Source organism: Streptomyces monashensis (assembly GCF_001866665.1).
Taxonomy (GTDB): domain Bacteria; phylum Actinomycetota; class Actinomycetes; order Streptomycetales; family Streptomycetaceae; genus Streptomyces; species Streptomyces monashensis.
Genome location: NZ_MLYO01000036.1, coordinates 140,234 through 161,709 on the forward strand (window position 1 = coordinate 140,234; position 21,476 = coordinate 161,709).

Annotated in this window: 16 protein-coding genes; 6 read left to right on the forward strand and 10 right to left on the reverse strand. The window is 71.0% G+C overall.

Translation table 11 applies throughout. From position 1 onward, the window contains the following. Nucleotides 1-15 precede the first annotated feature (15 nt). Nucleotides 16-1,023 carry an ABC transporter ATP-binding protein gene (locus tag BIV23_RS22905; protein WP_071382796.1) on the reverse strand — a complete coding sequence of 336 codons (1,008 nt, stop codon included), beginning with the start codon at nucleotides 1,021-1,023 and terminating at the stop codon, nucleotides 16-18. Nucleotides 1,024-1,058: 35 nt separating this feature from the next. Beyond that, complete coding sequence (locus BIV23_RS22910; protein ID WP_071382797.1) at nucleotides 1,059-2,318, reverse strand: NYN domain-containing protein; 1,260 nt, start codon at nucleotides 2,316-2,318, stop codon at nucleotides 1,059-1,061. A 226-nt stretch (nucleotides 2,319-2,544) separates the two neighbouring features. Here BIV23_RS22910 and BIV23_RS50455 point away from each other — a divergent pair, with 226 nt between their 5' ends. After that, nucleotides 2,545-2,718, forward strand: a complete 174-nt coding sequence (locus BIV23_RS50455) for a hypothetical protein (RefSeq protein ID WP_177240001.1) — start codon at nucleotides 2,545-2,547, stop codon at nucleotides 2,716-2,718. 94 nt (nucleotides 2,719-2,812) lie between these two features. Here BIV23_RS50455 and dnaE read toward each other — a convergent pair whose 3' ends face one another. Then, nucleotides 2,813-6,352, reverse strand: a complete 3,540-nt coding sequence (gene dnaE / locus BIV23_RS22915; RefSeq protein WP_071382798.1) for a DNA polymerase III subunit alpha — start codon at nucleotides 6,350-6,352, stop codon at nucleotides 2,813-2,815. Between the two features lie 255 nt (nucleotides 6,353-6,607). Here dnaE and BIV23_RS22920 point away from each other — a divergent pair, with 255 nt between their 5' ends. The 4 genes from BIV23_RS22920 (at nucleotide 6,608) to BIV23_RS22935 (ending at nucleotide 11,360) form a co-directional block, all read left to right on the forward strand. Beyond that, nucleotides 6,608-7,933, forward strand: a complete 1,326-nt coding sequence (locus BIV23_RS22920; protein ID WP_071382799.1) for a DUF2252 domain-containing protein — start codon at nucleotides 6,608-6,610, stop codon at nucleotides 7,931-7,933. 68 nt (nucleotides 7,934-8,001) lie between these two features. Then, nucleotides 8,002-8,691, forward strand: coding sequence for a hypothetical protein (locus BIV23_RS22925; protein WP_071382800.1), 690 nt, complete (start codon nucleotides 8,002-8,004; stop codon nucleotides 8,689-8,691). Nucleotides 8,692-8,782: 91 nt separating this feature from the next. Continuing rightward, a complete protein-coding gene (locus tag BIV23_RS22930; RefSeq protein ID WP_071382801.1) occupies nucleotides 8,783-9,595 on the forward strand; it encodes a DsbA family protein in 813 nt (270 codons plus the stop codon). Between the two features lie 94 nt (nucleotides 9,596-9,689). Continuing rightward, complete coding sequence (locus BIV23_RS22935) at nucleotides 9,690-11,360, forward strand: alkaline phosphatase D family protein (RefSeq protein ID WP_071382802.1); 1,671 nt, start codon at nucleotides 9,690-9,692, stop codon at nucleotides 11,358-11,360. 10 nt (nucleotides 11,361-11,370) lie between these two features. Here the strand turns inward: BIV23_RS22935 and BIV23_RS22940 are convergent, their stop codons facing one another. The 7 genes from BIV23_RS22940 to BIV23_RS22970 all read right to left on the reverse strand — a co-directional run bounded on the left by BIV23_RS22940 (nucleotide 11,371) and on the right by BIV23_RS22970 (nucleotide 17,618). Next, nucleotides 11,371-11,949: a dienelactone hydrolase family protein gene (locus BIV23_RS22940; RefSeq protein WP_071382803.1), complete on the reverse strand. Its 579-nt coding sequence runs from the start codon at nucleotides 11,947-11,949 to the stop codon at nucleotides 11,371-11,373. A gap of 67 nt (nucleotides 11,950-12,016) precedes the next feature. Next, the gene (locus BIV23_RS22945; protein WP_071382804.1) at nucleotides 12,017-12,757 is read right to left on the reverse strand and encodes an SDR family NAD(P)-dependent oxidoreductase; all 741 of its coding nucleotides are present in this window, start codon (nucleotides 12,755-12,757) and stop codon (nucleotides 12,017-12,019) included. A gap of 106 nt (nucleotides 12,758-12,863) precedes the next feature. Further along, on the reverse strand, nucleotides 12,864-14,450 hold the full coding sequence (locus BIV23_RS22950; protein ID WP_071382805.1) for a Na+/H+ antiporter: 1,587 nt from the start codon (nucleotides 14,448-14,450) through the stop codon (nucleotides 12,864-12,866). Between the two features lie 75 nt (nucleotides 14,451-14,525). After that, nucleotides 14,526-14,993 (reverse strand): GNAT family N-acetyltransferase, encoded by a 468-nt coding sequence (locus BIV23_RS22955; protein ID WP_071382806.1) that lies wholly within the window; start codon nucleotides 14,991-14,993, stop codon nucleotides 14,526-14,528. Continuing rightward, nucleotides 14,990-15,934 carry an RluA family pseudouridine synthase gene (locus BIV23_RS22960; RefSeq protein ID WP_071382807.1) on the reverse strand — a complete coding sequence of 315 codons (945 nt, stop codon included), beginning with the start codon at nucleotides 15,932-15,934 and terminating at the stop codon, nucleotides 14,990-14,992. The genes BIV23_RS22955 and BIV23_RS22960 overlap by 4 nt, the downstream gene beginning before the upstream one ends. 66 nt (nucleotides 15,935-16,000) lie before the next feature. Further along, a complete protein-coding gene (gene lspA, locus BIV23_RS22965) occupies nucleotides 16,001-16,627 on the reverse strand; it encodes a signal peptidase II (RefSeq protein WP_071382808.1) in 627 nt (208 codons plus the stop codon). Nucleotides 16,628-16,694: 67 nt separating this feature from the next. Then, nucleotides 16,695-17,618 (reverse strand): TraR/DksA family transcriptional regulator, encoded by a 924-nt coding sequence (locus tag BIV23_RS22970; RefSeq protein ID WP_071382809.1) that lies wholly within the window; start codon nucleotides 17,616-17,618, stop codon nucleotides 16,695-16,697. 621 nt (nucleotides 17,619-18,239) lie between these two features. Here BIV23_RS22970 and ileS point away from each other — a divergent pair. Continuing rightward, entirely contained in the window at nucleotides 18,240-21,401 is a 3,162-nt protein-coding gene (gene ileS, locus BIV23_RS22975; protein WP_071382810.1) for an isoleucine--tRNA ligase, read from the forward strand. Nucleotides 21,402-21,476: the final 75 nt, after the last annotated feature.

Below are 21,476 nucleotides of genomic sequence, written 5' to 3' on the forward strand. Positions count from 1 at the left end.
CCGCGGCCCGTGCGCTCATGCCTTCACCAGCCCCTGCCGGGCCGCACCGCCGAGCGCCAGGTAGACGTCCTCCAGGCTGGGCGTGGCGAGGGTGAAGTCGTCCAGCGCGGCGAAGGCGGCCCCGCCGGTCACGGTGGCGACGGCGGCCCGGGCCTCCTCGGGCGCGAGCCGCAGCGTCCAGCGCCGGCCGGACTCCGCCGCGCGCTCGTGCAGGGCGGCGACCTCGGGCACCTCCAGCGGCGCCCGTTCCCGCCACACCAGCTCGACCCGCACCTCGCCGGAGACCTGTTCCTTCAGCCCGGCCGGACTGTCGCAGGCGATGACCCGGCCCCGGTCGATGACGGCGACCCGGTCCAGGACGGTCTCGGCCTCGATGACGTTGTGGGTGACGAGCAGCACGGTCGTGCCGCGCTCGGCACGCCGCCGGTCCACGGCCGCCCACACCGCGCGCCGGGCCACCGGGTCCATGCCGGTGGTCGGCTCGTCCAGCACGAGCAGCGGGCGCTCGCCGACGAGGGCGGCGGCGAAGCAGGCGAGCCGGCGCTGCCCGCCGGACAGCTTCTTCAGCGCCCGCCCGGCGATCGGCGCGAGCCCCAGCTCCTCCAGCACGGCGTCCCGCTCGGCCCGCGCCCGCCGTACGTCGAGGCCGCGCAGGACTCCGGTGGTCTCGGCGGCGAGGGAGACGGTCAGCTCGTCCAGTGCGGAGGACTCCTGGCCGAGGTAGGCGAGCAGGCGCGCGGCGCGCTCGGGGTGTCGCACGATGTCGTGGCCGAGGATCTCGACGCTGCCGGCGTCCGGCCGCATGAGTCCGGTGAGCTGCCGTACGAGGGTGGACTTGCCGGCGCCGTTCGGCCCGAGCAGCCCGAAGACCTCACCGCGCCGGACGCCCAGCTCGACCCCGTCGGTGGCCCGCACCTCCGGGGTGCCGGGGGTGCCGCGCCGCCCCTTGACGGCCGGGTAGGTCTTGGTGAGCCCGCGCACGCGTACGACCTCGTCCTCCCGAGGGGCCTGTACGGCGCGCATGTTCACAAGGGACGAGGGTACGGGGTCCGGGGCCTTTACTCGCCTTTGGGGCCAGCCACGGGGGTTCCGCCCGGGTTCAGTCCCCCGGTGGGAGCCGGTTCCGTTCCCGCGGGCACGTCGATCTCCCGCCAGAAGCCCGCCCGAATGGCGTAACGGTCGTGCTCGTCGATCTGGTCGTCCTTGTGGGCGAGCAGCCCGAACCGGGCGGCGTAGCGCAGCAGCTCCCCGTCGATGCGGTGCGGGACGCGCGGGTACATCTGCGACAGCTTCTGCAGGTGGCCCTGGTCGCCGAGGCGGGAGATCCAGCGCCGGGCGAAGACCTGGCCCACCTCGTACGGGTCGCCGCCGACCGTCGTGATGTCCTCCTCGCGGTCGGCCCAGCGCTGCTCGGCGGTGGTGAGCTGGGCGAGCGTCGGCATGGCGGCGGCCTCGGGCGGCTCGGAGACCACGCCCGGGCGGTCCACCCAGCCCTTGTCGGAGGACCAGCGCAGGGTCGCGGTCGCCGGCTGCTGGGCGGGCTGGGTGCCGGGGGCGCGCAGGGCGGCGAGGTCCTTGGGGGTGGGCACGCCCTTGGGGGCGACGGCCCGCTCCTGGGGGCCGGCCCCCGTCACGGCGGCGGCCGGCGCAGCGCCCTGCTCGGCCGGGCGCTCGGCGGCGGCGGCGAGCGCGGACTCGGGCAGCGGCGCGGAGAGGATCGCGGCGATCTCGGGGCGGGGCACGGGCGGCGGGGCGCAGACGCCGGTCAGCTCCTTGGCGCGGACGGCCTGGGTGATCCAGGCCCGGTCCAGCACGCGCCGTTCGTCGGCCTCGGCGACCAGGTCCTCGGACTGGTTGTAGTCGCCGTCGGCGGCCTGGACGGCCCACAGGTGGACGGCGACGCCGTGCTCCTTGGCGGCCATCATGCCGGGCAGCAGATCGCCGTCGCCGGTGACGAGGACGACGTCGGAGCAGGCGCGGTTGCGGGCCAGCTCGGTCAGCTCGGCGTGCATGGCGGCGTCCACGCCCTTCTGCGCCCAGCGTCCGTCGCTGCGGGTGAGGGCGCCGAGCCGGACGGTGACCCGGGGCATGACGCGCAGCCGGCGGTGCTCGGGCTGGGGAACGCGGTCGGGGGCGCCGTCGAACCAGTAGATGCGCAGCAGCGGGCGTTCGGTCTCGGCCTCCGCGCGCTCGCGCAGCGCCTGGATCAGCGCGGGGTGGTCGACGGTGATCCTGGATCGCGAGGGCTCTCCGGCGAGGAGGCTGGCGGCAGCGCCCAGCAGATACCCGGCGTCCACCAGGACGATGCAGCGGTCCACGCGACTCACCCTCTTCCCGGAGGCTTTGGTTGTGGGACTTCCTTCGAGTCTGCCCGACCACGCGGAGGTTAACGGACGGAACTGGATCTTCGGCGTGGCGTTTCGGGTGCACGCACGCCCACCCGCCCTGTCACACACGGTAATTATCCGACATGCGCGCAATGTCGGCGTATGTGAATCTGAATCCGGCCCTGGCCCCTAGATCCCCCACAGGAGGCAGATCACCATGGCCAAGAACAAGAAGCAGGACCGAGGTCAGCAGCGCGCCTCGCAGGCCGAGCGCGGGCAGGAGCAGGCCCAGAAGTCCTCGATGGAGGCGCAGGCCGAGCAGCACCTCTCCCACATCACGCCCGGGGACCTGGCGCGCAAGGGCAAGCAGAAGCGGTTCGGCCACAACTGACATCTGCATAAAGGGCACTTGAGCCCAGGCACACGACGAGGGGCGCACCCGCCACGGGTGCGCCCCTCGTATGCCTCTGCGTATGCCTCTGCCGCTAGCCCGCCAGGCAGGACGGGCCGAGCAGCACCTTCAGGTCGCCGAAGAGCGCCGGATCGGGCTTGACCCGGTGCCGGTCCAGGCGCAGCACGGTGGTCTTGCGCGGGCCCTGGAGCTTGATCCGGACCTCGCTGTCGCCCTTGTGGTGGCTGAGGATCTCACCGAGGCGGCTGACCATGGGCGGAGTGACCCTGGTGGCCGGGATGGTGAGGATCACCGGCGCGTTGGCGCCCGCGTTGGACAGGTCGGGGACCATCAGCTCCATGGCGACGAGCCGGGGCACGTCCTCGCGCTTGTCGAGGCGGCCCTTGACGAACACCACGGCGTCCTCGACGAGTTGGGTCGACACCAGCTGGTACGTCGCCGGGAAGAACATGCACTCGATGGAGCCGGCGAGGTCCTCGACGGTGGCGATCGCCCAGGCGTTGCCCTGCTTGGTCATCTTGCGCTGGAGGCCCGAGATGATGCCGCCGATCGTCACCACCGCGCCGTCGGCGTGCTCGCCGCCGGTCAGTTGGGCGATGCCGGCGTCGGCCTTGTCGGAGAGCACGTGCTCCAGACCGAAGAGGGGGTGGTCGGAGACGTAGAGACCGAGCATCTCCCGCTCCTGGGCGAGCAGATAGGTCTTGTCCCACTCCTCGTCGGTGAACTGCACGTCGAGTCCGAAGCCGGGCTCGTCGCTCTCCTCCTCGCCCATTCCGCCGAAGAGGTCGAACTGGCCCTCGGCCTCCTTGCGTTTGACCGCGACCACGTTGTCGATCATCGAGTCGAAGTGCGCGGTCAGGCCCTTGCGGGTGTGCCCCAGGGAGTCGAACGCGCCCGCCTTGATCAGCGATTCCGTGGTGCGCTTGTTGCACGCGACCGCCTCGACCTTGTCGAGGTAGTCGGGGAAGGAGCCGTACTTGCCCTTGGCCTTGCGGCTCCTGATGATCGATTCCACCACGTTGGTGCCGACGTTGCGCACGGCTTCGAGGCCGAAGAGGATCACGTCGTCGCCCTGGGCGGCGAAGTTGTGCACCGACTCGTTGACGTTCGGCGGGAGCACCTTGATGCCCATGCGGCGGCACTCGTTGAGGTAGACGGCCGACTTGTCCTTGTCGTCCTTGACCGACGTGAGCAGCCCGGCCATGTACTCGGCGGGGTGGTTCGCCTTCAGGTAGGCGGTCCAGTACGAGACCAGGCCGTACGCAGCGGAGTGCGCCTTGTTGAACGCGTATCCGGCGAAGGGGACCAGCACGTCCCACAGGGCCTGGATGGCCTCGTCGCTGTAGCCGTTCTTGCGGGCGCCCGCCTGGAAGATGGTGAAGTTCTTCGCCAGCTCCTCGGGCTTCTTCTTGCCCATCACGCGGCGCAGGATGTCGGCCTCGCCGAGCGAGTACCCGGCGATGATCTGGGCGGCCTTCTGCACCTGCTCCTGGTAGACGATCAGGCCGTAGGTGACCGCGAGGACCTCTTCGAGGGGCTCCTCCAGCTCCTTGTGGATCGGGGTGATCTCCTGGAGCTTGTTCTTGCGGAGCGCGTAGTTCGTGTGCGAGTCCATGCCCATCGGGCCCGGACGGTAGAGCGCCGACACGGCGGAGATGTCTTCGAAGTTGTCGGGCTTCATCAGCCGCAGCAGCGAGCGCATGGGGCCGCCGTCGAACTGGAAGACGCCCAGGGTGTCGCCGCGCTGGAGGAGTTCGAAGGTCTTCGGGTCGTCGAGCGGCAGGGCCAGCAGGTCGAGGTCGATGCCCTTGTTGGACTTCACCATCTTGACGGCGTCGTCCATGATCGTCAGGTTGCGCAGGCCGAGGAAGTCCATCTTCAGCAGGCCGAGCGACTCGCACTGCGGGTAGTCCCACTGCGTGATGGTCACGCCGTCCGTGTGCCGCACCCAGATCGGGGCGTGGTCGACGATGGGCTCGCTGGACATGATCACGCCGGCCGCGTGCACACCCATCTGCCGCACCAGGCCCTCGACGCCCTTCGCGGTGTCGATGACCTTCTTGACGTCCGGCTCGTTCTCGTACATCCCCCGGATCTCGCCCGCCTCGTTGTAGCGCGGGTGCGAGGGGTTGGTGATGCCGTCGAGGTCGATGCCCTTGCCGAGGACGTCGGCGGGCATCGCCTTGGTGAGGCGGTCGCCCATCGCGTACGGGTAGCCCAGCACGCGCGCGGAGTCCTTGATGGCGTTCTTCGCCTTGATCTTGCCGTAGGTGCCGATCATGGCCACCTTGTCGGCGCCGTACTTCTCCGTCACGTACCGGATCACCTCGACGCGCCTGCGCTCGTCGAAGTCGATGTCGACGTCGGGCATGGAGACGCGCTCGGGGTTGAGGAACCGCTCGAAGATCAGGCCGTGCGGGATCGGGTCGAGGTCGGTGATGCCCATGGCGTACGCGACGATCGAGCCGGCCGCCGAGCCTCGGCCGGGGCCGACCGCGATGCCGTTCTTCTTGGCCCACATGATGAAGTCGGCGACGACGAGGAAGTAGCCCGGGAACCCCATCTGGATGATGACGTCCATCTCGTACTCGGCCTGCTTCTGCCGGTCCTCCGGGACGCCGCCGGGGAAGCGGCGCTCCATGCCCCGGCGGACCTCCTCCTGGAACCAGGTGACCTCGGTGTAGCCGTCGGGGATGTCGAACTTCGGCATGAGGTCGCGCTTCTCGAACATGCCGGTGGTGTCGACCATCTCGGCGACGAGGAGCGTGTTGGCGCATCCCTGCTGCCAGGCGTCCGAGGAGTCGATGGCGTACATCTCGTCCGTGGACTTCAGGTAGTAGCCGGTGCCGTCGAACTTGAAACGGTCCGGGTCGGAGAGGTTCTTGCCGGTCTGGATGCACAGCAGGGCGTCGTGGGCGGTCGCCTCGTGCGCGTACGTGTAGTGCGAGTCGTTGGTGACCAGCGGGGGGATGCCGAGCTTCTTGCCGATCTCCAGGAGGCCGTCGCGGACCCGGTGCTCGATCTCGATGCCGTGGTCCATCAGCTCCAGGAAGTAGCGGTCCTTGCCGAAGATGTCCTGGTAGTCGGCGGCGGCCTTCAGCGCCTCGTCGTACTGCCCGAGACGCAGCCGGGTCTGGAGCTCACCGGAGGGGCAGCCGGTGGAGGCGACGATGCCCTCGGACCACTGGGAGATCGTCTCCTTGTCCATCCGGGGCCACTTCTGGAGCCAGCCCTCGGCGTACGCGTCCGAGGAGAGCCGGAAGAGGTTGTGCAGGCCCGTGTTGTTCACGGCCCACATCGTCTTGTGGGTGTAACCGCCGGAACCCGAGACGTCGTCCCGCTTCTGGTGGGGCTGGCCCCACTGGATCTTGCGCTTGTTGCGCCGGGACTCGGGGGCGACATACGCCTCGATCCCGATGATCGGGGTGACTCCGGCCTTCTTCGCGGAGTGGAAGAAGTCGTACGCCCCGTGGAGGTTGCCGTGGTCGGACATGGCGATGTGCGTCATGCCCATCTCGTTGCAGGCGTTGAACATGTCCTTGAGCCGCGCGGCACCGTCCAGCAGCGAGTACTGGGTGTGGACGTGCAGGTGCGTGAAGGGCGGCTTTGACACGGTATGGCCTCCAACGGAAACGCTCGGCATGGGGCGGACGGAGAGTTCTGGGGTCAGCGGGAAGTCTATGCCTCGCCACTGACACCTGAAGTACTTCTGCGGCGCGCAGCGCCTCGATGAGGGGCGGTGGTCGCGAGACGGATGGGCCGTTCCGTGCGTACCTTCGGACGGAACCGGGCACTCCCCCGTGGCGTCGCCCGTTGGAGACGACAGAGACGCTGTCGTACAGGCACTTGCACCAGGAGGCACCCCGCGATGTCGGTCCACCGGCTCAACGACGAGCAGCGCGGCGAGGAGATCCTCGCCGTCTTCGACACCGCCTTCGGCCGGCTCCTGGCCGCCGACCCGGCCGCGTTCCGGGTGAAGTTCCGGAAGATGGCGGCCTCGGCGTTCGCGTTCTACCGGGGCACGGCGTGCCTCTTCTACCACGACCTGGACGCGGACAAGCGCGGTGGTCCGTTCCTGGACGACCGCACCTCGCGCGTGTGGATCCACGGCGACCTGCACGCGGAGAACTTCGGCACGTACATGGACGCGGGCGGCCGCCTGGTCTTCAACGTCAACGACTTCGACGAGGCCTACGTCGGCCCCTTCACCTGGGACCTGAAGCGCTTCTCGGCCTCGATCGCCCTGATCGGGTACGCGAAGGCACTCGGTGACGAGCAGATCACCGAGCTGGTGCGGATCTACGCGGGCGCGTACCGCGAGCGCATCCACGCCCTGGCCACAGGCGCCAAGAGCGACGAGGTGCCGCCGTTCACACTGGACACGGCGGAGGGGCCGCTCCTCGACGCGCTGCGTGAGGCCCGCTCGCTGACCCGCTTCGGGCTGCTGGAGTCGATGACCGAGATCCGCGACTTCGAGCGCCGCTTCGCGCCGGACGGCGGCTCGATCGAGCTGGACGCCGCGACCCGCTACAAGGTCCTGGCCGCCTTCGACGGCTATCTGGAGACCCTGCCGGACGCCTCGCTGGCCCGGCCCGACTCCTACCGGGTCAAGGACGTCGTGGGCCGCCGGGGCATCGGCATAGGGTCGGCCGGCCTGCCGTCGTACAACATCCTGCTGGAGGGCCACAGCGACGCCCTGGAGAACGACGTCGTGATCTACGTCAAGCAGGCCCAGACCCCGGCCGTCTCCCGGCACATCACGGATCCGGCCGTCGCGGGCTACTTCCAGCACGAGGGCCACCGCACGGTGATCTCCCAGCGCGCGCTCCAGGCGCACGCCGACCCGTGGCTGGGCTGGACCGAGCTGGACGGCGCGGGCCAGCTGGTCGCCGAGGTCTCGCCGTACGCCGTCGACCTGGACTGGAGCGACATCGACGACCCGGAGGAGATCGCCCAGGTGGTCGCCGACCTGGGCCGGGCCACGGCGGCGATGCACGCGGCGGCGGACGACCAGTCCGGCGAGTCCCTGGTGCCGTTCTCCACCGAGCGGGCCATCGACGCGGCGCTCGCGGCCGACGAGGAGGGCTTCGCGCCCCTGCTGGTGGACTTCGCGCACAGCTACGGCGCACGCGCGCGCGGCGACCACCAGATCTTCGTCGACCTGTTCCGCAACGGCCGCATTCCGGGGCTGTAACCTTCGCGCACTCACAGGCACTCTTTAGGGGTCCCTTACTCACGTACGTGACAGACTCTTCAATCGCTATGGACATATCCGGGACCCAGCTCAGAGCCGTGCGCGCGGCGCTGTTCACGGCCTTCGTCGTGACGCTCAGCACCGCGTCGCACGTGCTGCTGTCCCAGGCCCCGCTGCCGGCGGGGACGGTGCTGGCGGTCTGCGCCGGCGTCTTCGCCGCCGCGTACGCGCTCGCGGGCCGCGAGCGCGGCTTCGGCCGCATCGCGGTCCTGCTGATCCCGCTGGAGCTGACCGCCGACACGGTGTTCACCACGGGCCAGCACGCCTGCTACGGCCGGGCCGGCGGCCCGGTCGCGGGCCCGCTGCGCGCCTTCGGCTTCGACGTGCTGTGCCAGGGCGGTGCCGTCGGCACCCCGCTGGCCCGGATGACCGGCGCCCACGGCCGCCCCGACGCGCTGTTCGCGCACGCCAGCCCCGCGGCCGCGTGGCTGCTGCTCGCCGCGCACGTCGGCGTGGGGCTGCTCGCCGCCGCCTGGCTGCGCCGGGGCGAGCGGGCGCTGGTGCAGCTGCTGCGCGCGGTCACCGCCACCACCTTCCGGCCGCTGCTGCTGGCGGTGGCCTCCGCCACCGTACGGCCGGCCCCGGCCCGCCGGCTGCCACGGCCGGCTCCCCGTCCGGTCGCGGCCCGCGACCGGCTTCTCGTGCACTCCCTGGGACGGCGTGGACCGCCGTGCCCGCCCGCCTTCGCCATCGCCTGACCGGCCGGTGCGCGGCGGCGTCCGAGCACACCCAGTCCCCCACACGTATTCCGCGTACGGCATGTGCGCGTCCCACAGGGAGATCACCACTATGAGCAAGCGGAACAGCCAGGCGGCGAAGACGGCGGCACGCGAGCGGCTGCGCCAGGAGCGCGAGCGGCAGGCCAAGCGCGACAAGGCCAAGCGGCAGGTCATCGTGGCCGCCTCGGTCGTGGCCGTGCTGGCCGCGGCCGGCGGCATCGGCTACGCCGTCGTCCAGGCCAACAAGCCCACCGGGTGGGACGCGGCGAAGTCCCAGCCGCTCGTGAAGCCGGCCAACACCTCGGGCTCGGACGGCACGACCGTCGTCATCGGCAAGAGCACCGCGAAGAAGACCCTCACCGTCTACGAGGACCCGCGCTGCCCGATCTGCGCGCAGTTCGAGGAGACCGTCGGCTCGACGGTGAAGAAGGACATCGACGACGGCAAGATCAAGCTCCACTACGTCGGCGCCACCTTCCTCGACAAGAACCTGCCCGGCGTGGGCTCCAAGAACGCGCTCAGCGCCCTGGGTGCCGCGCTCAACGTCAGCCCCGAGGCGTTCCTCGAGTACAGGTCCGCGATGTACTCGACGAAGTGGCACCCCAACGAGGAGGACGACAAGTTCAAGGACGACTCCTACCTGATCCAGATCGCCGACACGGTCCCGGCCCTGAAGGGCAACGCGGCGTTCCAGAAGGCGGTGAAGGACGGCACCTACGACAGGTGGGCGCTGGAGGAGTCCAAGATCTTCGACCGGGACGGCATCTCGGGCACCCCGACCCTGAAGATGGACGGCAAGACGCTGACCGGCCCCGACGGCAAGAACCCGCCCATGAACGTGGCCGACTTCAACAAGGCGCTCGACGCGGCCATGAAGGGCTGACGTCCCGGCGGAATCCGGCTTCCACGTGAAGAGCGGGCGAACAGGGGGAGTTGGCCCGCTCCCACATGTGTACCAGCCAGTAACATGACCGCCCGTGACCAGTCGACAGAGATCATTTTCGGCCTCCGAGCGCCACACCTCCCTCTCGCCCCGCCGCCGTACGGTCGTCAAGGCCGCGGCGGCGACCGCTGTGCTGGCCGCGCCGCTCGCCGCCACGCTTCCGGCGCGCGCCGCCGGCCAGGCTCCCGCCTTCCTGCACGGTGTCGCCTCCGGCGACCCGCTGCCCGACGGTGTGCTGCTGTGGACCCGGGTGACCCCGACCCCGCAGGCGGTGCCCGGCTCCGGGATCGGCCCGGACACCGAGGTGAGCTGGGTCGTCGCCAAGGACAAGGCGTTCACCAGCGTCGTCGCCAAGGGCACCGTGAAGGCGACCGCCGCCTCCGACCACACCGTGAAGGCCGACGTCCGCGGTCTGCAGCCGGCGACCGACTACTGGTTCCGCTTCTCGGCCGGCGCCGTCGACTCCCCCGTGGCCCGCACCCGCACCGCCCCGGCGGCGGACGCGGCCGTGTCCGGGCTGCGCTTCGGCGTGGTCACCTGCGCCAACTGGGAGGGCGGCTACTTCGCCCCCTACCGCCACCTCGCCGCCCGGGGTGACCTCGACGCCTGGCTGCACCTCGGCGACTACATCTACGAGTACAAGTCCGGCGAGTACGCGGCCCGCGGCACGGTCGTCCGCCCGCACGCGCCGGCGGGCGAGATCATCACGCTCGCCGACTACCGCACCCGGCACGGCAGGTACAAGACCGACCCCGACCTGCAGGCCCTGCATCTGAAGGCGCCGGTCGTCGCGATCTGGGACGACCACGAGTTCGCCGACAACGCCTGGTCGGGCGGCGCGGTCAACCATACCGAGGGCGCCGAGGGCACCTGGACCGCGCGCAAGGCCGCCGCCAAGCAGGCCTACTTCGAGTGGATGCCGGTCCGCCCCGCGATCGAGGGCACCACCTACCGGCGGCTGCGCTTCGGCAAGCTCGCCGACCTGTCCCTGCTGGACCTGCGCTCCTTCCGCTCCCAGCAGGCGTCGGCGGGCAGCGGCTCGGTGGACGACCCGAACCGGACGATCACCGGGCGCGCCCAACTCGACTGGCTGAAGGCCAGCTTGAAGGCTTCCGACACCACGTGGCGGCTGGTCGGCAACTCGGTGATGATCGCGCCCTTCGTCATCGGTTCTCTCACCGCCGACCTGCTGAAGCCGCTCGCCAAGCTGCTCGACCTGCCGCAGGACGGCATCGGGATCAACACGGACCAGTGGGACGGCTACACCCACGACCGGCGTGAACTCCTCGACCACCTGCGCACGAACGCCATCGCCAACACCGTCTTCCTGACCGGTGACATCCACATGTCCTGGGCCAACGACGTGCCGGTGGACGCGGGCACCTACCCGCTGTCGCCGTCGGCGGCCACCGAGTTCGTGATCACCTCGGTGACCTCCGACAACCTCGACGACATCGTCAAGGTTCCCGAGGGCACGGTCTCCGCCGTCGCCGCGCCGCTCATCGAGGCCGCCAACCGGCACGTCCACTGGGTCGACACCGACCGGCACGGCTACGGCGTGCTGGACATCACCGCCGACCGGGCGCAGATGGACTACTACGTGGTGTCCGACCGCACCGACCTCAACGCGACCTCCAGGTGGGAGCGTTCGTACCGCACCCGCAGCGGCACGCAGAAGGTCGAGCGGGCCTACGACCCCGTGTAGGGCGTACCGCTCACGCGCCCTTGAGGCTGTCGAGGAAGCCGAGCGCCACCCGCCAGGTGGCCTCGGCGGCCTCGGCGTCGTAGTCCGGCAGCCCCGGGTCGGTGTACAGGTGCCCGGCGCCCGCGTACCGGTAGACCTCCACGTCCGCACCGGTCCGGCCCATCTGGAGATACCAGGCGCTCAGCCAGTCGTCCGTCTCGAACGGGTCCGGCTCGGCCACGTGCAGCTGCACCGGCAGATCCTCCGCCCGCGCGTTCGGCGCGATGTCCGACGTGCCGTGCAGGAGCAGCAGCCCGCGCGCCTTGTCGTCGCCGAGGGCGAGGGTCTGGGCCACGGAGGCGCCGAGCGAGAAGCCCGCGTACACGAGCCCGCGCTCGGAGTACGGCGCCGCCGCCAGTACGGCCCGCTTCAGCAGCTCGTCCTTGCCGATCTCCTCCTTGTGCGCCATGCCCTCCTCGACGGTGTCGAACGTGCGCCCCTCGAAGAGGTCCGGCGTCCACACCTCGTGGCCCGCCGCGCGCAACCGGTCCGCGGCCTCCCGCACCGCGGGCCTGAGGCCGTAGGTCGAATGAAAGAGCATGATGTTCATGAGGCCAATGGTGCCAGCAGGCGCGGCACCGCCGGCGCCTCCGTGGCCGCACAGGCGCCGCCTGCCGTCAGTGACCGCGCTCCGCGCCGCCGTTGACCTGCACGATCTGTGAGGTGACGTGTCCGGCGGCGGGCGAGGCCAGCCAGTGCAGGGTCGACGCCACGTCTCCCGGTGTCCCGGCGCGGCCGGTCACCGTGTCCCCGATGAGCCGCGCCCGCCGAGCCTCGTCCATCGTGTCCCCGAAGAACTCGGTGTCCTCGACGTACCCCGGCGCGACCACGTTCACGGTGATGCCGTGCGGGCCGAGCTGCCGGGCCAGGTCGTGCGCGTAGGGGTGCAGGCCGGCCTTGGCCGCCGCGTAGGCGCCGCTGCCCGAACCGCGGTAGGCGGCGATGGAGCTGACGAAGAGCACCCGTCCGCCGGGCTCGGCGAGGCGGTTCTTCAGCGCTTCGGTGAGCAGCGCGGCCGTCAGCACGTTCTGTCTGAAGTTGACGGTCCAGTCGTGGGCCACCCGGTCCAGGGGGTCGTCGCTGCCGGACGGCCGCTCCCGTTGCCCCGCGCCGCCCGCGCTGTGCACCAGGACGTCGACGGTGCCGAGCTCCTCGGCGACGAACCGGGCCACCCCTCGGACCTGATCGGGCTCGGCGAGGTCCGCGGCGTAGGTGAGCGCCCCGGGCACACCGGCCTTCTCCAGCACCTCGGCCCGCCGCCCGAGGAGCAGCACCTGGTCCCCGTCCGCCGCGAACGCCTGGGCGGTGGCCAGCCCGATGCCCGTACCCCCGCCACTGATCACAATGTTCCGCGTCATGATCAGAGCGTAGGCACGGACCGCCGGGCGGCGCGGAAGTTTTCCACAGGCACCACACATTCGTACGACTGTCAAGCCACCCCTGTGCGTCGGCGTGCGCAGGCGTTCAGCGCAGGCTCCGCACGTCGAGATGGCGCAGGACACGGTCCACGATCTCCGGGTCCGCCCCGGGCTCGCTCCGTGCCGCGAGGACCTCGTGCCGGGCCGCGCTCATCATCTCGTTCTGGATGCGCCTGATCCGCCGGAGCCGCTTGGCCCGCTGGAGCTGTGCCTCGCGCCGCTCCTCCTCGCCCATGTCGGGGCTGATCCGGATGCCGATGTCGAAGGCGCGGCGCAGCATCTGCTCCGCCAGGTCCTCGGGCAGGTCCTCGACCTGCTCGATCTCCCGCAGCCTGCCCTTCGCCGCCTTCGCCGCGCGCACCGCCAGCTCCTTCTCGAACTCCTTCTCCCGCTCGGAGTCGGCCCGCACCCCGAGCCGCTTCACCAGCCAGGGCAGGGTGAGTCCCTGAAGCACCAGGGTGACGACGATGACCCCGAAGGCGATGAAGACGATCTCGTCCCGGTCCGGGAAGGGGGCCCCGTCGTCGAGCGTCAGCGGGACGGCCAGCGCCAGCGCCACCGAGGCCACCCCGCGCATCCCGGACCACCACATGACGACGGTCTCCCGCCAGCTGACCGGGATCTCCTCGTCGTAGTCCCGCCGCGCGTGCAGCCGCTTGGTCAGCCAGGTCGCGGGCAGCAGCCACACCAGGCGTACGACGATCACCACGCCCGTGACGGCGGCGGCCCAGCCGATCAGCTCGCCCCAGCGGCCCTCGGCCGTACGGATGGCGTTGTGCAGCTCCAGGCCGATGAGCCCGAAGGCCACGCCCGTGACGAGGGTGTCGATGATGTCCCAGAAGGTGTACCCGGCCAGCCGCGTCATCACGTCGTCGGCGTCGGTGGCGTACTCGGCCAGGAAGAGCGCCGTGGTGAGCACGGCGAGCACCCCGGAGCCGTGCAGCTTCTCCGCGAGCACGTAGGAGGCGTAGGGCACCAGCAGGGTCATGCCGATCTGGAGGGTCGGATCGCCCAGCAGGTCCATCAGCTTGTTCGCGCCCCAGCCGAGCGCCACCCCGACGACCACGGCGACCACGGCGGACAGCACCAGGTCCAGGCCGGCCTGCCAGGCCGAGAAGGTGCCGCTCACGACGGCGGCGATCGCCACGTGGTAGAGCACGATGGCCGTGACGTCGTTGAAGAGTCCCTCGCCCTCCAGGATCGACACCAGCCGGCGCGGCAGCCCGAGCTGTCCGGCGACGCTGGTCGCGGCGACCGGGTCGGGCGGGGCGATCAGCGCGCCGAGGGCGACGGCGGCACCGATCGACAGCCCGGGCACGATCGCGTTGGCGACGTACGCCACGCACACCGTCGTCACGAACACCAGGGCGACGGCGAGCAGGAAGATCGGCCGGATGTTGGCCGTGAACTGCCGCCAGGAGGTGCGGCGCACGGCGGCGTAGAGCAGCGGCGGCAGCAGCCCGGGCAGGATCAGCTCCGGCGGGATGTTCACGTCGGGCACGAAGTCGGCCACCGCGAGGAGCCCGCCGAAGACCGTCATCAGCACCGGCGCCGGCAACCCGAACCGGTCCCCCACCGGCACGCTCACCAGGGCCCCGAGCAACAGGACGAACAACAGGGCCAACTGATCCACGGCCGGCGCTCCGGAGGGTCGACGGTCACACAGCTGGCCTCAAGCCTGCCATCCGGCCACCGGGAGCGCGCGTCGCTACAGGGCGCGGCGCATCGCCCGGTGCGGCATGCCGGCGTCCGGGAACTCCGGGCCGTACGCCGCGTAGCCGAGGCGCTCGTAGAAGCCCAGGGCGTGGGTCTGGGCGTGCAGGTCCACGGCGGTGAGGCCACGCGCGCGTGCCGCGTCCTCGACGGCCCGCACCAGAGCCGCGCCGACGCCGGCTCCGCGGGCGGCCCGGGAGACGGCGAGCCGTCCCAGGCAGCCCACCGAGGTGTCCGCGCCGGTCTTCGCGACGGCCGCCGCGCCGTGCAGCAGCCGTCCGGTGCCGAGCGGCACACCGTCCTCGCGGATCGCCAGCACGTGCACGGCGTCCGCGTCGTAGGCGTCGTACTCCAGGTCCTCGGGGACGCCCTGCTCGCCCACGAAGACGTCCTTGCGGACCGCGAAGCAGGCCTCGCGGTCAGCGAGGTCCGCGGCGATCCGGACGGTGTAGGCCACGCTCATGCGTACGTCTCTTCGCGGACCTGGTCGAGGGCCTGCTGGAGATCCTCGGGGTAGTCGCTCGCGAACTCCACCCACTGCCCGTCCGCGGGGTGCTCGAAGCCGAGCCGGACCGCGTGCAGCCACTGGCGGGTCAGGCGCAGCCGCTTGGCGAGGGTCGGATCGGCGCCATAGGTCAGGTCGCCGACGCAGGGGTGTCGGTGGGCGGCCATGTGGACGCGGATCTGGTGGGTGCGGCCGGTCTCCAGCTTCACGTCCAGCAGGGAGGCGGCGCGAAAGGCCTCGATGAGGTCGTAGTGCGTCACGGAGGGCTTGCCGTCGGCCGTGACCGCCCACTTGTAGTCGTGCTGGGGGTGCCGGCCGATGGGCGCGTCGATCGTGCCGCTCGTCGGGTCGGGGTGGCCCTGGACCAGCGTGTGGTAGCGCTTGTCGACCGTGCGCTCCTTGAACTGGCGCTTGAGCGAGGTGTACGCCCGCTCCGACTTGGCGACCACCATCAGGCCGGAGGTGCCGACGTCCAGGCGGTGCACGATGCCCTGGCGCTCGGCGGCGCCGGAGGTGGAGATCCGGTATCCCGCCGCGGCGAGGCCGCCGATGACGGTCGGGCCGCTCCAGCCCGGCGAGGGGTGCGCGGCCACGCCGACCGGCTTGACGATCACGACCACGTCATCGTCGTCGTACACGATCTCCATGCCCTCGACCGGCTCGGCCACCACCTGCACCGGCGCGGGCGCCTGCGGCATCTCGACCTCGAGCCAGGCGCCGCCGCGCACCCGCTCGGACTTGCCGACCACCGCGCCGTCGACCTGGACCTTGCCGGCCGCGGCCAGCTCGGCCGCCTTCGTGCGGGAGAAGCCGAACATGCGCGAGATGGCGGCGTCGACGCGCTCGCCCTCCAGGCCGTCGGGCACGGGCAGGGTACGGATCTCGGGAATCGTGCTCACCCGTCGAGTATGCCGGACGGCCCGGACACCCCCGAACGTGCCTGTGGACAACTCCGGGCGGCCCCGTCAGTCCTTGTGGATCGTGCCGTCCGGGTCCAGGCCGCGGAAGGACAGCAGCACGATCAGGATGCCGCCGCACACGATCGCCGAGTCGGCCAGGTTGAACACCGCGAAGCCCTTCGGCGCGATGAAGTCCACGACCTGGCCCTCGAAGATCCCGGGCGAGCGGAAGATCCGGTCGGTCAGGTTGCCGAGCGCGCCGCCGAGCAGCAGGCCGAGGGCGACCGCCCAGGGGAAGCTGTACAGCTTGCGGGCCAGCCTGATGATGACCGCGATCACCGCCGCGGCGATCACCGTGAAGATCACCGTGAACGCGCCGCCGAAGCCGAAGGCGGCGCCCGGGTTGCGGATGGCGTGCAGCTCCAGCAGGTCCCCGACCAGCTTGATCGGCTCGTGGCCCTCCAGCTTGGCGACCACGAGCGTCTTGCTGATCAGGTCGAGGGCGTACGCGAACGCGGCCACCGCGAACAGCACGGCGATCCGGCGCCCGCGACCACTGCGCGCGTGCGCCTCCTGCCCACCGGTGCCGGCCGCGGCGGACACGCCGGAGCCGGTCGGCGCGCCGGGCGTGCTGTGCTCGCCGCTGTCGTCCGGGGTGTCCGGCGTACCGATGATGCGCTCCGCCTCTGCCACGTGAGTCCCTCAACCTAGGTGCCTGACTGAGGACGAGACTACGGCACGCCCGCCCGGCCCCTCACGCTCAGGAGCGACGTTCCTGCTTCTGCTTGCACTCCACGCACAGGGTGGCCCTCGGGAAGGCCTGCATCCGGGCCTTGCCGATGGGATTGCCGCAGTTCTCGCACAGTCCGTAGGTGCCCGCGTCCAGCCGCTCCAGGGCGTGCTCGTTCTGGATCAGCATCTCGCGCGCGTTGGCGGCCAGCGCCATCTCGTGCTCGCGCGTGATGTTCTTGGTCCCGGTGTCGGCCTGGTCGTCGCCCGCGCCGTCCCCGGAGTCCCGCATCAGGCCCACGAGGGACGCCTCGGAGGAGCTGATCTCGGCGCGCAGCCGCTCCACCTCGGACAGCAGCTCGGCGCGGGCCTCCGCGACCTCTTCCGGGGTCCAGGGGTCCTCTCCGGGACGCACCGCCAGCTCGCCGGGCTCCGCCGCGGCGAGCCGTGCCTTGGGTACGGCGGTCTGTTCGGCCGTGGCCGTGCCAGGAGTCTTCTTCGCAACCACTGTCGTGGCTCCCGTCTGCTTCGCGGCCCGCGCCGCGCCCGCTTTCTTGGCCGTGCTCTTCCCGGCCGCCTCCGTGGAGGCGGCCGCCGCAACCGTCCTGCCGGCGCCGGTCTTCTTCGCCGCCGGCACCTCGACGGCCGCCTTGTCCACCGCCACCCCCTTCGCCGCCGCCTTCTTCCGGGCGTCCTTCCCGGCCGCCTTCTTGGCCGCCGTCTTCCCCGCCGCCGGCTTCTTCCCGGCCTTCGGCGCCACGTCGGCCTCCGCGGTCTTCCGGGCGGCCTTCTTCACGCCCGCCGTCTCGGCCGGCGCCTTCCCGACGGCCTTGACCGCTTTGACGGCCTTGGCGTCCTTCACATCTCTGGCATCCTTCGCGGCCGTCTTTTCCGCGGCCGCGTGCCTGGCCCGGCCGGTCGCCGGCTGCTCTACGGCGGTCTTCTTCGCCACCATGGCCGCGGCCCCTTCACATATTGTGATCTTGCTCGCGAATCGTGCTGGGACGATAAATCGACTTGAGTCCCGCGGCAACGGGGCACACCGCCCGATTCGCCCGCCCGGCACCCCCCGAGCAGCGGGCCTGCATCGGTTGTGCCCAGCTCCCCGCCGGGTAATCCGCTCCGGCGGCGACGGCTGGACACGCACGCGCGTGCCCTCGCCATTCGGGTCATGCCGGCCGGTCGCCGCGCGGACGGCCCCGACCCGCGGAACGCGGGCCCGGGGAAAACCGGTCAGCCGCTGTCCGTGCGGCGCCGTACACTGGGCGGAGCGAGAAGCGTGGATGGGGACGAGTAGCGGCGTACGCGGCCGAGAGCGACCCGGGGACGGTGTGAGCCCGGGGGCGAGCGCGACGTGAAGATCACCCCGGAGCCGCCGGAAGAAAGCCACAGCCGTGAGGCCGGGGCGAGTAGAGCCGGCTTCGCGACCCCAATGAGGGGGCTCACCGGAGCACAGGGCGCACCGGCGGGCCAAGGAGGGTGGTACCGCGGGAGCGCGCCGCACACGGCGTAGACAGGATCGAATGCTCTCGTCCCTCCGACGGAAGGCAGCAAGTCCGTTGGAGGATGCTCGCAGATGACAGCGCCGACGTACCGCCAGGTGCCCGCACAGGTCGACCTGCCCGCGCTTGAGCACGCCGTGCTCGACTTCTGGCGCGAGCAGAAGATCTTCGCCAAGAGCCTGGAGCAGTCCGAGGGCCGCCCGGAGTGGGTGTTCTACGAGGGCCCGCCCACCGCGAACGGCATGCCCGGCGCCCACCACATCGAGGCCCGCGTCTTCAAGGACGTCTTCCCCCGCTTCCGCACCATGCGGGGCTACCACGTGGCCCGCAAGGCCGGCTGGGACTGTCACGGCCTGCCCGTGGAGCTGGCGGTCGAGAAGGAGCTGGGCTTCTCCGGCAAGCAGGACATCGAGGCGTACGGCATCGCCGAGTTCAACGCCAAGTGCCGCGAGTCCGTGACCCGGCACACCGACGCCTTCGCCGAGCTGACAACCCGCATGGGCTACTGGGTCGACATGGACGACGCCTACCGGACCATGGACCCCGAGTACGTGGAGTCGGTCTGGTGGTCCCTGAAGGAGATCTTCGGCAAGGGCCTGCTGGTCCAGGACCACCGCGTCGCCCCCTGGTGCCCGCGCTGCGGCACCGGCCTGTCCGACCACGAGCTGGCGCAGGGCTACGAGACGGTCGTCGACCCGTCCGTGTACGTCCGTTTCCCGCTCACCTCCGGTCCGCTGGCCGGCGAGGCCGCGCTCCTGGTGTGGACGACGACCCCCTGGACCCTGGTGTCCAACACGGCGGTCGCCGCGCACCCGGAGGTCACCTACGTCGTCGCCACCAACGGCGAGGAGAAGCTCGTCGTCGCCGAGCCGCTGCTCGCCAAGGCGCTCGGCGAGGGCTGGGAGACCACGGGCCGGACCTTCACCGGTGCCGAGATGGAGCGCTGGACCTACCAACGTCCGTTCGAGCTCGTGGAGTTCCCGGCTCCGGCCCACTTCGTGGTCAACGCCGACTACGTCACCACCGAGGACGGCACGGGTCTGGTCCACCAGTCCCCCGCCTTCGGTGAGGACGACCTCAAGGTCTGCCGCGCCTACGGCCTGCCGGTCGTGAACCCGGTCCGCCCGGACGGCACCTTCGAGGAGGACGTCCCCCTGGTCGGCGGCGTCTTCTTCAAGAAGGCGGACGAACGGCTCACGGAGGACCTCCAGCAGCGCGGCCTCCTCTTCAAGCACGTCGCGTACGAGCACAGCTACCCGCACTGCTGGCGCTGCCACACCGCGCTGCTGTACTACGCGCAGCCGTCCTGGTACATCCGCACGACGGCGATCAAGGACCGCCTGATCCAGGAGAACGAGAAGACCAACTGGTTCCCGGACACGGTCAAGCACGGCCGGTACGGCGACTGGCTGAACAACAACATCGACTGGGCGCTGTCCCGCAACCGCTACTGGGGCACCCCGCTGCCGATCTGGCGCTGCGAGGACGACCACCTCACCTGCGTCGGCTCGCGCGCGGAGCTGACCGAGCTGTCCGGCACCGACCAGTCGGCCCTCGACCCGCACCGGCCGTACATCGACGAGGTCACCTTCGCCTGCACGCACGAGGGCTGCGGCAAGACGGCCACGCGCGTGCCGGAGGTCATCGACGCCTGGTACGACTCGGGCTCGATGCCGTTCGCGCAGTGGGGCTACCCGTACAAGAACAAGGAGCTGTTCGAGAGCCGCTACCCGGCGCAGTTCATCTCCGAGGCGATCGACCAGACTCGCGGCTGGTTCTACACGCTGATGGCCGTCGGCACGCTGGTCTTCGACAAGTCGTCGTACGAAAACGTCGTCTGCCTGGGTCACATCCTGGCCGAGGACGGCCGCAAGATGTCCAAGCACCTGGGCAACATCCTCCAGCCGATCCCGCTCATGGACGCCAACGGCGCGGACGCGGTGCGCTGGTTCATGGCGGCGGGCGGCTCCCCGTGGGCGGCGCGCCGCGTCGGCCACGCCACCATCCAGGAGGTCGTCCGCAAGACCCTGCTGACGTACTGGAACACGGTCGCCTTCCAGGCGCTGTACGCCCGTACGTCCCAGTGGGCGCCGAGCGCGGCGGACCCGGCCCCGGCCGAGCGCCCGCTGATCGACCGCTGGCTGCTGTCCGAGCTGCACGCCCTCACCGACCAGGTGACGCAGGCGATGGAGGCGTTCGACACCCAGCGCGCCGGCAAGCTGCTGTCCGCGTTCGTCGACGACCTGTCCAACTGGTACGTCCGCCGCTCGCGCCGCCGGTTCTGGCAGGGCGACAAGGCGGCGCTGCGCACACTGCACGAGGTGCTGGAGACGGTCACCAAGCTGATGGCGCCGATCACCCCGTTCATCACCGAGCGGGTGTGGCAGGACCTGGTCGTGCCGGTGACGCCGGGCGCCGTGGAGTCCGTGCACCTGGCCGCCTGGCCGGAGGCGGACCTGTCGGCGATCGACCCCGAGCTGTCGAAGCAGATGGTCCTGGTCCGCCGGCTGGTGGAGCTGGGCCGTGCCACGCGCGCGGAGTCGGGCGTCAAGACCCGCCAGCCGCTGTCCCGCGCGCTGATCGCGGCGACCGGCTTCGAGGCACTGGACCCGGAGCTGCACACGCAGATCACCGAGGAGCTGAACGTCTCCGCGCTGGCGTCGCTGTCCGATGCCTCCGCTGGTCCAGCGGGAGGCGGATCCCTGGTGGACACCACCGCCAAGGCCAACTTCCGTGCGCTGGGCAAGCGGTTCGGCAAGCGGGTGCAGGACGTGGCGAAGGCGATCGCGAACGCCGACGCGGCCGCGCTGTCCCTGGGCCTGCGTGAGGGCACGGCCTCGGTGGAGGTCGACGGCGAGACCGTCACCCTCGCCCCGGACGAGGTGATCATCACCGAGACCCCGCGCGAGGGCTGGTCGGTGGCGTCCGACTCCGGTGCCACGGTGGCGCTGGATCTGGAGATCACCGAGGAGCTGCGACAGGCGGGCCTGGCCCGTGACGCGATCCGGCTGATCCAGGAGGCCCGCAAGAACAGCGGCCTGGACGTGGCCGACCGGATCGCTCTGCGGTGGGTGTCGACCGATCCGGCGGTGGTCGCCGCGCTGAGCGAGCACGGTGAGCTGATCGCGGACGAGGTTCTGGCGACCGACTTCGCGCAGGGTGAGGCCGACGACAGCTACGGCGAGCCGTTCACCGACGAGGGCCTGTTGCTCACGTTCCGGCTGCGGAAGGCGTAGGCGCCGAGCCGTTCGAGAAGGGCCCGGTCTCCGGTTCGGAGGCCGGGCCCTCTTCATGCGCCCGCACGCGCAACG

Excerpts from the sequence above, each read along its gene's own strand:
- BIV23_RS22905 (WP_071382796.1), bottom strand. The coding sequence starts at position 1,023 with ATGCGCGCCGTACAGGCCCCTCGGGAGGACGAGGTCGTACGCGTGCGC.
- BIV23_RS50455 (WP_177240001.1), top strand. The coding sequence starts at position 2,545 with ATGGCCAAGAACAAGAAGCAGGACCGAGGTCAGCAGCGCGCCTCGCAG.
- BIV23_RS22920 (WP_071382799.1), top strand. The coding sequence starts at position 6,608 with ATGTCGGTCCACCGGCTCAACGACGAGCAGCGCGGCGAGGAGATCCTC.
- BIV23_RS22925 (WP_071382800.1), top strand. The coding sequence starts at position 8,002 with ATGGACATATCCGGGACCCAGCTCAGAGCCGTGCGCGCGGCGCTGTTC.
- BIV23_RS22930 (WP_071382801.1), top strand. The coding sequence starts at position 8,783 with ATGAGCAAGCGGAACAGCCAGGCGGCGAAGACGGCGGCACGCGAGCGG.
- BIV23_RS22940 (WP_071382803.1), bottom strand. The coding sequence starts at position 11,949 with ATGAACATCATGCTCTTTCATTCGACCTACGGCCTCAGGCCCGCGGTG.
- BIV23_RS22945 (WP_071382804.1), bottom strand. The coding sequence starts at position 12,757 with ATGACGCGGAACATTGTGATCAGTGGCGGGGGTACGGGCATCGGGCTG.
- BIV23_RS22955 (WP_071382806.1), bottom strand. The coding sequence starts at position 14,993 with ATGAGCGTGGCCTACACCGTCCGGATCGCCGCGGACCTCGCTGACCGC.
- BIV23_RS22970 (WP_071382809.1), bottom strand. The coding sequence starts at position 17,618 with ATGGTGGCGAAGAAGACCGCCGTAGAGCAGCCGGCGACCGGCCGGGCC.
- ileS (WP_071382810.1), top strand. The coding sequence starts at position 18,240 with ATGACAGCGCCGACGTACCGCCAGGTGCCCGCACAGGTCGACCTGCCC.